The 13,157-nt window shown below is 69.4% G+C and carries 17 protein-coding genes; 9 read left to right on the top strand and 8 right to left on the bottom strand.

All coding sequences use genetic code 11. The features are described 5' to 3' along the window. Positions 1-24 precede the first annotated feature (24 nt). The 3 genes from ACO06I_RS07270 (at position 25) to ssb (ending at position 1,789) form a co-directional block, all read left to right on the top strand. Positions 25-723: a hypothetical protein gene (locus ACO06I_RS07270; RefSeq protein WP_421931910.1), complete on the top strand. Its 699-nt coding sequence runs from the start codon at positions 25-27 to the stop codon at positions 721-723. A 48-nt stretch (positions 724-771) separates the two neighbouring features. Then, positions 772-1,149 carry a hypothetical protein gene (locus ACO06I_RS07265; RefSeq protein ID WP_421931909.1) on the top strand — a complete coding sequence of 126 codons (378 nt, stop codon included), beginning with the start codon at positions 772-774 and terminating at the stop codon, positions 1,147-1,149. Between the two features lie 154 nt (positions 1,150-1,303). Beyond that, positions 1,304-1,789, top strand: a complete 486-nt coding sequence (ssb, locus tag ACO06I_RS07260) for a single-stranded DNA-binding protein (protein ID WP_304699637.1) — start codon at positions 1,304-1,306, stop codon at positions 1,787-1,789. A gap of 21 nt (positions 1,790-1,810) precedes the next feature. Here the strand turns inward: ssb and ACO06I_RS07255 are convergent, their stop codons facing one another. The 6 genes from ACO06I_RS07255 to ACO06I_RS07230 all read right to left on the bottom strand — a co-directional run bounded on the left by ACO06I_RS07255 (position 1,811) and on the right by ACO06I_RS07230 (position 5,355). Beyond that, positions 1,811-2,872, bottom strand: a complete 1,062-nt coding sequence (locus ACO06I_RS07255) for a 2OG-Fe(II) oxygenase (RefSeq protein ID WP_421931908.1) — start codon at positions 2,870-2,872, stop codon at positions 1,811-1,813. A 78-nt stretch (positions 2,873-2,950) separates the two neighbouring features. Further along, complete coding sequence (locus ACO06I_RS07250) at positions 2,951-3,331, bottom strand: VOC family protein (protein WP_421931907.1); 381 nt, start codon at positions 3,329-3,331, stop codon at positions 2,951-2,953. A 141-nt stretch (positions 3,332-3,472) separates the two neighbouring features. Beyond that, positions 3,473-3,802: a CC_3452 family protein gene (locus ACO06I_RS07245; RefSeq protein ID WP_421931906.1), complete on the bottom strand. Its 330-nt coding sequence runs from the start codon at positions 3,800-3,802 to the stop codon at positions 3,473-3,475. Between the two features lie 68 nt (positions 3,803-3,870). Beyond that, entirely contained in the window at positions 3,871-4,371 is a 501-nt protein-coding gene (locus ACO06I_RS07240; protein WP_421931905.1) for an SRPBCC family protein, read from the bottom strand. After that, positions 4,355-4,708, bottom strand: coding sequence for an ArsR/SmtB family transcription factor (locus tag ACO06I_RS07235; RefSeq protein WP_421931904.1), 354 nt, complete (start codon positions 4,706-4,708; stop codon positions 4,355-4,357). The genes ACO06I_RS07240 and ACO06I_RS07235 overlap by 17 nt, the downstream gene beginning before the upstream one ends. Before the next feature lie 119 nt (positions 4,709-4,827). Continuing rightward, entirely contained in the window at positions 4,828-5,355 is a 528-nt protein-coding gene (locus ACO06I_RS07230; RefSeq protein WP_421931903.1) for a superoxide dismutase family protein, read from the bottom strand. A 110-nt stretch (positions 5,356-5,465) separates the two neighbouring features. Here ACO06I_RS07230 and gyrA point away from each other — a divergent pair, with 110 nt between their 5' ends. Then, entirely contained in the window at positions 5,466-8,246 is a 2,781-nt protein-coding gene (gyrA, locus tag ACO06I_RS07225) for a DNA gyrase subunit A (protein ID WP_421931902.1), read from the top strand. A gap of 55 nt (positions 8,247-8,301) precedes the next feature. Here the strand turns inward: gyrA and ACO06I_RS07220 are convergent, their stop codons facing one another. Next, a complete protein-coding gene (locus ACO06I_RS07220) occupies positions 8,302-9,000 on the bottom strand; it encodes a superoxide dismutase (RefSeq protein ID WP_421931901.1) in 699 nt (232 codons plus the stop codon). Positions 9,001-9,220: 220 nt separating this feature from the next. Here ACO06I_RS07220 and coaD point away from each other — a divergent pair, with 220 nt between their 5' ends. The 5 genes from coaD to ACO06I_RS07195 all read left to right on the top strand — a co-directional run bounded on the left by coaD (position 9,221) and on the right by ACO06I_RS07195 (position 12,181). Further along, the gene (gene coaD, locus ACO06I_RS07215) at positions 9,221-9,721 is read left to right on the top strand and encodes a pantetheine-phosphate adenylyltransferase (protein ID WP_421931900.1); all 501 of its coding nucleotides are present in this window, start codon (positions 9,221-9,223) and stop codon (positions 9,719-9,721) included. 109 nt (positions 9,722-9,830) lie between these two features. After that, positions 9,831-10,703, top strand: coding sequence for a peptidylprolyl isomerase (locus ACO06I_RS07210; protein WP_421931899.1), 873 nt, complete (start codon positions 9,831-9,833; stop codon positions 10,701-10,703). Next, positions 10,703-11,164 (top strand): peptidylprolyl isomerase, encoded by a 462-nt coding sequence (locus ACO06I_RS07205; protein ID WP_421931898.1) that lies wholly within the window; start codon positions 10,703-10,705, stop codon positions 11,162-11,164. Before ACO06I_RS07210 ends, ACO06I_RS07205 begins: the two co-directional genes overlap by 1 nt. After that, entirely contained in the window at positions 11,161-11,718 is a 558-nt protein-coding gene (locus ACO06I_RS07200; RefSeq protein WP_421931897.1) for a phosphohydrolase, read from the top strand. Before ACO06I_RS07205 ends, ACO06I_RS07200 begins: the two co-directional genes overlap by 4 nt. 10 nt (positions 11,719-11,728) lie before the next feature. Continuing rightward, the gene (locus ACO06I_RS07195; protein WP_421931896.1) at positions 11,729-12,181 is read left to right on the top strand and encodes a hypothetical protein; all 453 of its coding nucleotides are present in this window, start codon (positions 11,729-11,731) and stop codon (positions 12,179-12,181) included. Here the strand turns inward: ACO06I_RS07195 and ACO06I_RS07190 are convergent. Then, positions 12,178-13,152 carry an endonuclease/exonuclease/phosphatase family protein gene (locus tag ACO06I_RS07190; protein WP_421931895.1) on the bottom strand — a complete coding sequence of 325 codons (975 nt, stop codon included), beginning with the start codon at positions 13,150-13,152 and terminating at the stop codon, positions 12,178-12,180. The two genes, ACO06I_RS07195 and ACO06I_RS07190, sit on opposite strands and share 4 nt — an antisense overlap. Between the last annotated feature and the right edge of the window lie 5 nt (positions 13,153-13,157).

Here is a 13,157-nt window from a genome sequence, read left to right as displayed (position 1 = left end):
ACACGCGCGGTCTAGCGAGGGGGCATGGATATCTTCAACGACCGGCGGATTGTTCTCGCCCTGATCGGCGGGGCGCTCGCCCTCCTGGCTGGCCTCGGCATCGCCATCGGCATGGTCTCCAAGACCCGCAGCGACAAGACCTCCGCCCCGCCGGCCTCCCAAGGCGGCCTGGTGGTGGAGACCACCGCCGCCGACGACGGCGGCATCGATCCGGCCCGCCCGCTGCGTTGCTTCGTCGCCGGCCAGTATGTCGGGGAGGTCACCCTGGCCGAGTGCGCCAAGAAGAACGGCGTGGCTACCGGCGCCCTGGACGTCGGCGTCGATTCCAGCGGCAACCTGGCCGCCGCCGACCAGGCCGGCACCGTCCTGACCCCCCTGCCGCCGGTCCAGACCGAGCCCGTGGTGGCCCAGGCTCCCGCCATTCCCACCGCGCCGACGACCACCAGCACGCCCGCCGCCCCCGCCGCGGGCGGCCCGGCCGGCGCCTGCTGGCGCTATTCCGGCGCCGCCTGGTCCAAGCTGCCTTCGGAGATGCCGCTGGGCGCCTGCGTCCAGGCCCTGTTCGCCGGCCACTGCGAACGGCCCGGCGGCGCCACCTACGGCCGCTGGATGGCCCAGACCCTGCGTCTGGTCCCCGGCAAGGTCGAGGTCTCCGGCGACAACCGCAGCTTCCGCACCCTGGTGGACCAGGGCCCCGGCTGCGCCATCCCGTCGATCGGCTGAGGACAAAGGCCACTCGCGCGCCGCAATCGGGCTGTGTAGTCTGACGCCATGGTTCGCAATCTCCTCCTGCTCGGCGCCGCCCTGATCGCCCTCGGCGCCTGCGCCAAACGCACCGTGCCGCCCGGCGACGTGGGCGTCTGCTACGTGGTCCAGTTCCAGAAGGACGGGACGCTGAAGTACAACAAGCTGGTGAGCGGGCTTTCGGACCTCGAGCACTGCGCCGCCTCCCTGGAGGCCATGCGCGTCAAGTTCCTGCGCATGGGCGGCAGCCAGTACGAGATCACCGGCGCCTATCAGGGCAACTTCATCTTCCTGCAGAAGGAGGGGGTGCTGACCGCGCCCTCCCTGGAGGCCCACCGCTATGTGGCCCTGGTCCGCACCGGCGACGGGCGTCTCGCCGTCCCCGGGGCCATGCCGCGGCAATAGCGCGCGACCCTACGCCACGGGCAATCGCCTGTGGACGGCGGTCGCCGAACGCGAACGTAACGAGAACATTAAGATTGATCGTCCGGGCAGGCTCGTCTAGCGTGCCGCCCATGGACCGACGGTCCGCATCTACGGAAAAGACAGGAAGAGCATCATGGCGGGCAGCGTCAACAAGGTCATTCTGGTCGGCAATCTGGGCGCCGACCCCGAAATTCGCAGCCTCGGCTCGGGCGATCGCGTCGCCAATCTGCGCATCGCCACGTCGGAGACCTGGCGCGACAAGAGCTCGGGCGAGCGCAAGGAAAAGACCGAGTGGCACCGGGTGGTGATCTTCAACGAGAACCTCGTGAAGGTGGCCGAGAACTATCTGAAGAAGGGCTCGAAGGTCTATATCGAGGGCTCCATCCAGACCCGCAAATGGACCGACCAGTCGGGCGTGGAGAAGTTCTCCACCGAGATCGTCCTGCAGAAGTTCCGCGGTGAACTGACCATGCTGGACGGCCGCGGCGACGCCGAGCGCGACGAAGGCGGCGGCTACGGCGCCTCCGATCGCGGCGGCTTCTCGTCAGGCCCCCGCGCCCAGAGCTCGGCCCCCCGCGAGGACTTCTCCGCCGACCTGGACGACGAGATCCCGTTCTAAAGCGGGGGAGGGGCCGGGGATCTATTGCTCCGCCGGCCCCGCGCCCTCCAGGCTCCCGAGGTTCGCCAGTCGGATCTCGGCGGCCTCGGCGTCGTAGAGGAAGGGCAGGAAGGCGTAGCGGCGGCCCTTGGTCACCGGCGTCGCCTCGTGCAGCAGGGCGCAGGAGAACACCACCGCCCCGCCGGTCGGCGGGCGGTAGGTCTTGGTCCCGAATTCCGCGAAGCTCAGGTCCCCGCCCTCGAACTCTTCGGCGTTGAGGTTGATGGAGCAGGCGAACCGCCGGTGGGCGGTGGCCGGGGTGGTGTCGTCGCGGTGCGGCTTGAAGTAGCCCCCGTCCTCGGCGCTGTAGCAGGCCACCAGATAGCGCTCGATGTGGGTGACCTTGAACTGGAACACCTTGCGGATCTGCGGGATCAGCCGGCGGGTCAGGGCCAGGCGGGTCTCGCGCGCCAGGTCGGGGTCGCTGATCATGGTGTCGCGGCGCTTCTTGTAGCCATCGAGCATCCCCACCGTCTTGCCGCCGATCTCCCGCATCACCCCCGAGGGCGTGCCGCCGTCGGCCTCATAGTGGGCGATCAGCCGCCGGCAGAGGTCGGGCTCGAAGATCCGCGGGGCGATCAGCACCGGGGCGTGCAGGGGCGTCCCGGCATGGTCCTCGGGAGCCGGCAGGCCGCGCACCAGCTCGAACAGCCGCTCTGGCCGGTCGATGTCGGCGATCGCCAGGACACACTCGGCCGGGTCCAGTAGCACCCAGCGGGGCCGGGCCTGGCCCTGGTCGTCCAGGGCCTCGAACAGGCGGCTCACCGCCCCATCGCGGTCCAGGAACCAGCGCAGCCCCAACTGGTCGCGGGCCAGGGCGATCGCGCCTTCGTCGCGCAGCACGCCATAGGCCGAGAGGCGGACATCGTCGAACAGGTCGCGGTGCGCCACCAACTGGGCCAGGGCCTGGCGGCGGCCCGCTTCGTCGGTGGGCAGGAAGCCCAGCAGGATGTAGCGGCCCCCGAAGGCGGCCGAGGTGTAACGCGGATTGCTGGTCGTCGGGCAGACGAACCGCGGCGCGAGCGCGCCCATAACCATAGCCATTCTTGAGGTTTGATCCCCTGGCCGGCTGGTGGCAAGGCGTCTCGGGCGGCGCGGGGCGCGACCGGGGCGACCCGCCCGCTATCGGGCCGGGGGCTCGAACAGCTCGATCGGGTTGCCCGACGGATCTTCGATGAGGATCTGCTTGCCGCCGTTGCCCTGCACGATCTCGTTGCGGAAGTGGCCCCCCGCCGCCTTGAGCCTTTCGACCTCCGCCTCCAGGTTCCCCACCGCCAGCTGGATGCGGTTCCAGCCGCCGGGGGCGGGCGCGTCGCCATTGGGCATGCTCTGGCCCGCGCCGCCGGCCCCGGGGCGGTTCAGCAGCATCCGCAGCGGCCCACGGCTGAGCATCGCGAAGCCCGGCCCCGCCTGCATGTCGACGGTGAACCCCAGCAGATCGCGATAGAAGGCGACCGCCGCGTCCATGTCGGCGACGAAGTAACGCACGCTCACCGTATCCATCGATGTCTCCGTTCGGCTTGCGGCCCGGCGCGTCTTGCGCGCCTGATCTGGAAGGAAAAGGCGGGCCGTCGGTTCCCATCGGTCTCCGACGGCCCAGGCGGACAGAAGCTCGGCGAATGAGCTGCTGGGAGAGGGGCGGCCCTACGGCCTGGCGAGGGCGCCGGCCGTCTTGGCGGCGGCGGTTCTGTTGCAGTCGGCGAGCTTGTCCTCGTCCAGGGCCTTGCGGCCGCTGAAGGCGACGATGACCCCCACCTTGGCGGCGACCGCCTTGCAGGCGCTGAAGGTCTCGGCGGTCGGCGCCAGGGCGACACAGGTGTCGCCTTCGCAGTTGAACAGGGCCCCGCCGGCGATGAACTTGGTCTTCGCCGCCACCGGCGCCGCGAGCTTGGCGGTGATCGGATCGGCGGCCATGGCCTGGCCGGCGGGAAGGATGGCGAGGGCGGCGCAGGCCGCCAGGATCTGGAGCTTCATGGAGCCCTCCGGCTTCTGGGAGACAGTGAGGCGGCCCGGCGCGGACGCCCGGCCCCTGGGATGGGGGATCATGGGACGCCGCCTTGGGCCAGGGCCTCGGCGTAGGCCTGCTCGTGGTCGAACAGCAGGCTCCAGGCGACGAGGTGGTTGTCGCGCCGCTCGAGATTGGCGAAGGGGGCTTGGTGGAAGGTCTGCACCGTCATGCCGTTGCGTTCGGCCAGGGTGACGGTGACCAGGCTCTCCGCCCCGCCGGTGGGGCCGGAGTCCCAGGCGAAGCTGAAGACGATCTTCCGGTCGCGTTCGATCTCGCGATAGACGCCACCCTGCCACTGTTCGCCGAACTGGGCCGAGATGATGCAACCACGCCAGGCGCCGCCCTCGCGGAACTCGTGGGTGAAATGGGCGCAGGTGACCGCCTTGGGCCCCCACCAGCGGGCGCGGTGCACGGGGTCTTCCCAGAGGCGGAAGATCAGGGCTGCGGGCGCCGCGAAGGCGCGGACGATGAACAGCTCGTCGTCGGGCAGGGCGGCGCCGTGCGCCGGGCGGCCGACCTCAATGCTTGCGGCCATGGGGCTTTCCTTTGGTGAGTTCGGCTAGGTAGGCGTCCATCTTGTCGAAGCTGCCATCCCAGAAGCGGCGGTAGTGTTCCAGCCAGCTGGCGATGTCCTTCAAGGGCCCCGCCTCCAGGCGGGCGGGCCGCCACTGGGCCTCCCGGCCCCGGGAGATGAGGCCCGCCGCCTCCAGAACCTTCAGGTGTCGCGACACCGCCGGCAGGCTGATGTCGAAGGGCTCGGCGAGTTCCCCCACCGTGGCCTCGCCCTCGGCCAGCCGCGCCAGGATCGCCCGGCGGGTGGGGTCGGCCAGGGCCGAGAGCGTCGCGCTCAAGGGGTCGGTGGCCACCTGCATTTAACGAGTCCTTTAAATAACCTATCGGTTAAATAGACCCGCCTTGGAGACCCGTCAAGCGCCGGCGCGGGGAGGGACCTCGCGGCGGCCTGTCGGGCCCGGCCGCGAGGTCTGACGGCCTAGCCCTTGGGAATCGTCGCGCAGGCGATGCGCGGCCCCGCGCCGCCGATCGGCTGGGCCTTGTGGTCGTCGGGATTGGCGTGGATCACCAGGGCCGAGCCGTCGGCGTCCATCAGGTCGGGCTTGGCCCCGCCGCCCCCCAGGGTGACATAGGTGGAGAACAGTTCGGCGGTCCCGGTCCCGTCGGCGGCCACATAGAGGTTGGGCAAGTCGCCGGCCTCGTTGCCGTCGGGGTTCAGCAGGCCATGGACCACGCTGGCCTGGCCATGGACGTGGGCGCCGGCCGAGGTGAAGCCGGCCGCCGAGCAGTCGCCCTTCTCGTGGAAATGCAGGCCGTGCCAGCCGGGGGTCAGGCCCTTGACCTCCAGCTTCAGCAGCACCCCGTTCGGGGCGGCGGTGAGGGTCGCGACGCCGGCGGAGCCGCCGGTGGAATTCTTCAAGTCGATCCGAAGGTTGGCCGGCGGTGTGGCGGCGAGCGCCGCGGTCGCGGTCACGCTGGCGATCAGTCCGAGCAGGGCATATCTCATGGCGGCTCCTAAGGCGTTTCCCGGGCTCACGAAGGTTGGCCTCGGGGGTCCTGGGATGTTAACAACTGAACTCTGATTTCCAGTCCGATTCCAACGGCGAAAAATTCCCCTTGAGCGACGACAGCACCATCCCTCCGGACGACGGCCGGCGCGGGGGCATCGCCCCTATCGCCATCGAGGACGAACTCAAGAAGTCCTACCTCGACTACGCCATGAGCGTCATCGTCAGCCGCGCCCTGCCCGACGTACGCGACGGCCTGAAACCGGTGCACCGCCGCATCCTGTTCTCCATGAGCGAGCAGGGGCACACCCCTGACCGCTCCTATGTGAAGTCGGCCCGCGTCGTCGGCGACGTGATGGGTAAGTATCACCCGCACGGCGACCTCGCGATCTACGACACCCTGGTGCGCCTGGCCCAACCCTTCTCCATGAGCCAGCTGCTGATCGATGGTCAGGGCAACTTCGGCTCGGTGGACAACGACCCGCCGGCGGCCATGCGCTACACCGAGTGCCGCCTGACCAAGGCGGCCATGGCCATCCTGGCCGACCTCGACAAGGACACGGTCGACTTCAAGGACAACTACGACGGCTCCGAGCATGAGCCCGTGGTCCTGCCGTCGCGCATCCCCAACCTGCTGGTGAATGGCGCGGGCGGCATCGCCGTCGGCATGGCCACAAACATCCCGCCCCATAACCTGGGCGAGATCGTCGACGCCTGCCTGGCCTATGTCGACAATCCCGAGATCGGGACCGACGAGCTGCTGGACATCGTTCCGGGCCCCGACTTCCCCACCGGCGGCGAGATCATCGGCCGCACCGGCGCGCGCACCGCCCTGATGACCGGGCGCGGCTCGGTGATCATGCGCGGCAAGGCCGCCATCGAAGAGGTCCGCAAGGACCGCGAAGCCATCATCATCACCGCCATCCCCTACCAGGTGAACAAGGCCTCCCTGGTGGAGCGCATCGCCGAACTGGTGCGGGAAAAGCGCGTCGAGGGCGTCGCCGACCTGCGCGACGAGAGCGACCGCCAGGGCATGCGCGTCGTCGTCGAGCTGAAGCGCGACGCCTCGGCCGACGTGGTGCTGAACCAGCTCTACCGCTTCACCCCGCTGCAGAGCTCCTTCGGCGTCAACATGCTGGCCCTGAACCGCGGCCGTCCGCAGCAGATGGGTCTGCGCGAGATGATCGTGGCCTTCATCGACTTCCGCGAAGAGGTCGTGGTCCGTCGCGAGAAGTTCGAACTCTCCAAGGCCCGCGACCGCGGCCACGTCTTGGTGGGCCTGGCCATCGCCGTGGCCAATATCGACGAGTTCATCCACATCATCCGCTCGTCCAAGGACCCGGCCGAGGCGCGTGAGCGCATCGTGGCCAAGGGGTGGCCGGCCGGCGACATGATGCCCCTGGTCGAGCTGATCGCCGACCCGCGCACGGTCCTGGAAGAGGGTGGCCTGATCCGGCTGACCGAGGAACAGGCCCGCGCCATCCTGGCCCTGACCCTCTCGCGCCTCACCGGCCTTGGCCGTGACGAGATCTTCGGCGAGGCCGAGAGCCTGGCCGGCGCCATCCAGGGTCACCTCAGCCTGCTGTCCTCGCGCGACAACATCATGGCCGTGGTTCGCGAGGAACTGGTGGCGGTGCGCGCCGCCTTCGCCGTGCCGCGCCGCACCGAGATCGTCGACGGCGACGCCGACGTCGAGGACGAGGACCTGATCGCCCGCGAGGACATGGTCATCACCGTGACCCACGGCGGCTATGTGAAACGCACCCCCCTGGTGACCTACCGGACCCAGCATCGCGGCGGCAAGGGCCGCTCGGGCATGTCCACCAAGGACGAGGATGCGGTCACCCGCGTCTTCTCGGCCAACACCCACACCCCGATGCTGTTCTTCTCCTCAGGCGGCAAGGTCTACCAGCTTAAGGTCTGGCGCCTGCCGGTGGGCACCCCCACCTCGCGCGGCAAGGCCTTCGTGAACCTGCTGCCCATCGAGCCGGGGGAGAGCATCACCTCGATCCTGCCCCTGCCCGAGGACGAGGCGACCTGGGATCAGTACGACGTCATGTTCTCCACCCGCTCCGGCGGCGTGCGACGCAACAAGCTGTCGGACTTCGTCGGCATCAAGCGCAACGGCAAGATCGCCATGAAGCTGGACGAGGGCGACTCCATCATCGGCGTCGGCGTCTGCAACGCCCAGGCCAATGACGTCCTGCTCACCACCGCGCTCGGCCGCTGCATCCGCTTCGCCGTGGAGGAGGTCCGGGTCTTCGCCGGCCGCGAATCCACCGGCGTGCGCGGCATCCGCCTGGCCGAGGGCGACAGCGTCATCTCCATGGCCATCCTGCGCTCGGTGGACGCCACCCCGGCCGAACGCGCGGCCTATGTGAAGCACGCCAACGCCATGCGCCGCGCCGTCTCCGGCGAGGGCGAGGACGTCGAGGACGCCGCGGCGCCCGAGGACGAGGACGAGGCCGGCGAGGAAGCCGCCCTGTCGGGCGACCGCATCGCCGAACTGGGGGCGGCCGAGGAGTTCATCCTCACCGTCTCCACCGAGGGCTACGGCAAGCGCAGCTCGGCCTACGAGTTCCGCCGCACCGGCCGCGGCGGGCAGGGTCTGCTGGCCCAGGACCTCACCAAGAAGGGCAAGGGCGGACGTCTGGCCGCCTCCTTCCCGGTGGAGGAGTTCGACGAGATCCTGCTGGTCACCGACCAGGGCCAGCTCATCCGCACCCCGGTGGCCCAGGTCCGCGTCATCAGCCGCAACACCTCCGGCGTGACAATCTTCCGCACCGCCCAGGACGAGCACGTCGTCTCGGTCGAACGTCTGGCCGACCAGGGCGGCGGCGACGATGACCTAGCCGAAAAAACGCCCGACGCCGGTCCGGCGGAAGTCTAGACACCGAAGCGGCGTCGCAGATCAGTTGCGGCGCCGCTGCCGGTTCGGCCTCGGGTCACGGCGCGCTGGCCCGGCGGAAGGCGTCATTGGCATGGCTCCAGGAGAGGGCCTTCATCACCGCGTTCACGTAGTCGCCGGCCTTGGCGCCATAGTCCATCTGATAGGCGTGCTCATACATGTCGAGCGCCAGCAGAGGGGCGCCGTCGGCCAGTGTCATGGTGTGGTCGGCGGCCCAGGTGTTCACCAGCCGCCCATCACGCCGGCTGTAGGTGAGCAGAACCCAGCCGGACCCTCCGCCCAGCGCCTTGCCCATGCCGGAGAACTCCGCGGCCCACCGGTCGCGGCTGCCGAAGTCGCGCTCGATGGCCTGGGCCAGGGCGGGGCTGGCCACCGCGCCGCCGGTGAGGCCCGCGAAATAGACCTCGTGCAGGATCATCGAGTTCCAAGCGATCAGTTCCTCGCGCTTCAGGCCATTGAGCATGAAGCCCGGCGCGGTGGCGGGATCGAGCTTGGCGAACTCGCCGCGGATCGCGCCCAGTCGCTTCACGGCGCCGACATAGTTGTTGTCATGGTGGCTGACGAGCAGCTTCTCCGACAGTCCCGGCACGCCCTTGGGATCGAAGGGCAGGGGCTGCGGGGTGAAGGCGGGCGCGCTCCCCGGCGGTGTCTGCGCCGATCCGACGCTCGCCGTCGCGGCGCCGGCCAGCGCCAGTCCGCCGATCAGCAACCGGCGGTCGAGGGTGGGTTGGGACATGGTGTTCCTCCGGCTCTGGTGGCCGTTCATCCGACGATGACGCCCGAGAGGAAGGCCGAGCGCCACTTGGTGTTGCGCGCGGCGGAGGTTCGGCTCCTTCAGCGCCGGGCGCAAGCCTCGGCCGGTCTCTCGGCCCACGCCGCCCCGAACAATTAGCGCTTGCTTTCATCGCCCCGCCCGGCGAAAGCCGAAGGCAAGAACAGTTGGGGGATACAGGCGAATGGTCACCCGCGTCGGGATCTATCCGGGCACCTTCGACCCGATCCACAACGGCCACACCGATATCATCGGGCGGGCCGTGAAGCTGGTGGACAAGCTGGTGATCGGCGTGGCGATCAACGCCGGCAAGGGGCCCTTGTTCACCCTCGACGAGCGGGTCGCCATTCTCCGCGACCTGGCCGCCGGCCTGCCCAAGGATATCGAGATCGTGGTCCAGCCCTATGAGGGCCTGCTGATCCACTTCGCCCGCGAGATGGGGGCCAGCGTCATCGTCCGGGGCCTGCGGGCCGTGGCCGACTTCGAATACGAATTCCAGATGACCGCCATGAACCAGCAGCTCGACCGCGACATCGAGACCGTGTTCCTGATGGCCGACCCTCGCCACCAGGCGGTGTCCTCCAAGCTGGTGAAGGAGATCGCCATCCTTGGAGGCGAGGTCGGCAAGTTCGTCAGCCCCGGGGTCAAGGACGCCCTGCTGGCCAAGGTCGCGGCCGCGAAGTAGTCCGATCTCCGAGCGCACTCCCGACCCCCTTCAGATCCCCACGGGGCGCCCGAACTTGCCTGCGGGCGGGGGGTGGCGGTCTTCGCCGCGCGCCGCTAGGAGAGAGACCATGATCCGCACCCTCCTGATCTCCACCGCCGTCCTGGCGCTCGCCGGCTCCGCGCTCGCCGCGCCCAAGGCCAAGGCTCCGGCCGCGCCCGTCGTCCCCCCGGCGCCCGGCGCGCCCACCGCCGCCGACTGGCGCACCCCCGATCCCGAGAACGTCCTGGTGATCGACACCACCAAGGGCCGCATCCTGGTGGAGCTGTCTCCCGAGGTCGCCCCCAACCACGTGGTCCGGGTCAAGGAACTGACCCGCACGGGCCTCTATGACGGCCGCCTGTTCTTCCGGGTGATCGACGCCTTCATGGCCCAGACCGGCGACCCCAAGGACACCGGCGAGGGCAATTCCGACAAGCCGGACCTGGAGGCCGAGTTCACCTTCCGCCGAGGCCCCCAGACCCCCTTCGTCCAGGTCGCCGACCAGACCGTGGCGGAGATCGGTTTCATCGGCGCCCTGCCGGTCATGACCCAGAGCTCGATGCTCATGCCCATGACCAAGGACGGCAAGATTTCCGGCTGGGGCCTCTACTGCCCCGGAGTCGCCGGCATGGCCCGCGGCGAGAGCGAGGCCAGCGCCAACAGCCAGTTCTTCCTGATGCGCCAGGCCTATCCGTCCCTGGAGAAGCGCTACACCGCCTTCGGCCGGGTGATCTCGGGCCTCGACGTGGTCCGCGCCATCAAGGTGGGCGAACCGGTGGTCGATCCCGATAAGATGTTGAAGGTCCGCGTGATGGCGGATATTCCGGCCGCCGAACGCCCCAAGGTCCGGGTGATCGACCCCAACAGCGCCTGGTTCAAGGCCGAGGTCGCCAATGTGCGCGGCGCGATGGGCGCCGATTTCACGGCCTGCGCAATCAAGATTCCCTCAGAGGTGAAGTAATGGACGCCGAAAATACCCTGATCATGACGCTGGAAAGCGGCCCGGTGACGATCAAGCTTCGCCCGGACCTGGCGCCAGGCCACGTCGAGCGGATCAAGGAACTGGCCCGCGAGGGCTTCTATGACGGCGTGGTCTTCCACCGCGTGATCCCGGGCTTCATGGCCCAGGGCGGCGACCCCACCGGCACCGGCACCAGCGGCTCGGACAAGCCGAACCTGACCGCCGAGTTCTCCAAGGAGCCCCACGTCCGCGGCGTCTGCTCCATGGCCCGCACCAACAACCCGAACTCGGCCAACAGCCAGTTCTTCATCTGCTTCGACGACGCCAAGTTCCTGGACGGCCAGTACACCGTCTGGGGCGAGGTCATCGAGGGCATGGACCTGGTGGACGGCCTGCCCAAGGGCGAGCCGCCGCGCGCGCCTGGCAAGATCGTCTCCATGAAGGTCGCGGCCGACGCGTGACCCCCGAGCTTGAAGCGGCCTATGCGGAACCGCATCGGCGCTATCATACGCGGACCCACATCGAGCAGTGCCTGGCGCTGCTCGACCAGGTTCCCGACCTCATGGACTCCGAACGCCAGGTGCTGACCTACGCCATCTGGTGGCACGACGCGGTCTATGATCCGACCGCCTCGGACAACGAGGCGAAGAGCGCGGAGATGGCCAAGCGCGATCTCCGCGACCTCGACATCTCCCTTCACGCCCGCGAGGAGGTGGCCCGGCTGATCCGCCTGACCGCCTGTCACGTGGTGGAGGAAGAGGACCGGCTGGGGGAGATCCTGGTCTCCATCGACCTGGCCATCCTGGCGGCCGCGCCGCTGGACTACGACGCCTATGCGCAGCGGGTGCGCGAGGAGTACGCCCACGTCCCCGACGAGGCCTGGCGCGCCGGCCGGGCCAAGGTGATGCAACACTTCCTCGACGCCCCGGTTATCTATCCCGACCCGGCCTTCCGCGCCCTCTTCGAGGACGTGGCGCGGGCCAATATCGCCCGGGAGATCGCCTCCCTGGCCTGAGGGAGCTGGGATGGCCGCCAAGCTGAAGGTCTTCGTCACCTCCGACGGCCTGGCCGACTATGTGGTCGCCGCCAGCTCACGCCCCAAGGCGCTCGCCGCCTGGGGTGCGCACCAGGACCTGTTCGCCACCGGGTCGGCCCAAGAGACCGACGATCCCGAACTGATGCAGGCCGCCCTGGCCAAGCCGGGTGAGGTGCTGCGCCGGCCGGCCAGGAGCCACGCCCTGCCGGCGGCCCTGCCCAGGGCCGCCAAGCCCAAGGGCCCGTCCAAGGCGGCCTTGCGGAAGGTCGAGGAAGCCGAGCGGCGTTTGGCGGACCTGGAGGCCGAACACGAGCGCGCCGCCGCCGAACTCGCTGCGCAGCGCGCCGCCCTCGACGACCGCGAGGCTGAGGACTCCGAACGCTACGAGACCGACCGCCGCAAGGCCGAGCGGGCCTTGGCCAAGGCCCGCCGCGCCCTCTAGGGGGCGCGCGCCAGGGTGACGATCACCGGATAGTGGTCCGAGCCCAGCCTCGGCCCGCGCTTGACGCTCACCGTCCGCCAGGCCTTGCCGGCATAGACCTGGTCGATGGGCAGGAAGGGGAAGGGAACCTTCACCCGCTCGTGCGACACCTCTCCGGCGGGCCAGGAGAACAGCGCCCGGGTACGCCGCTCCAGGCCGAACATCGCGTCCTCGCGCCGGCGAGAGAAGGACCAGGGCGTGGAGTTGAAGTCCCCCGCCAGGATCATGGCGTCCTTGGGATACTGGGCGAGAATCCAGGCCAGGCGCTGACCCTGCTGCTGCTGCAGAGAGCCCTTGGTGGGCCAGGTGTAGTGGGTGCCCACCACGGTGAAGTCGCCTGACGCGCTGTGATAGGCCCCCCGCGCGATCGGCGGCCGCGGCAGGCCGTGGGGCGTGTCGACGACCCCGCTGTCGATGGTTGGCAGTTTGCTGAAGATCATCACCTGGCACTTGCCGCAGACCACGTGATAAGCGCGCCGCTGCAGGATGGCGTCGCGGATGGCCGGCGTCGCCTCCTCGATCACCACCACGTCCGGGTCCTGGTCGACGATCCATCGGGCGGTGTCGGACAGGTCGGTGTTGCGGCCCCAGACGTTGAACTGGACCAGCTTCAGCTGATGCGGCGCGCCGGCAGGCGCGCGCGGGCTCATGGGACGCACATACTCCGGCAGGACCAGCGATCCGGCGGCGATAGCCCCCACCCCGCCCAGGGTCAGGAAGATGGTCCGCAGCGGCCTCGGCGCCAGCAGCAGGGCGTAGGCCGCCACCACCACCGCGCCCGCCAGCCAGAAGGGCGCGAAGTGGGTCAGGATATCCGCCCGCGCCGAAATCCGCCCGCCCTGGGCGACCAGGGCGGCGACGGCGCAGACCAGGCCCTGGGCGAACATCAGGCCGGCGACCAGGCCGGAAATCGCGACTCGGAGGAATCCCATGCCTC

This window comes from Phenylobacterium sp. (assembly GCF_965229015.1).
Lineage (GTDB): Bacteria > Pseudomonadota > Alphaproteobacteria > Caulobacterales > Caulobacteraceae > Phenylobacterium.
The sequence above is the reverse complement of the archived record's forward strand: the minus strand, read 5'-3'. Positions and strand labels throughout refer to the sequence as shown.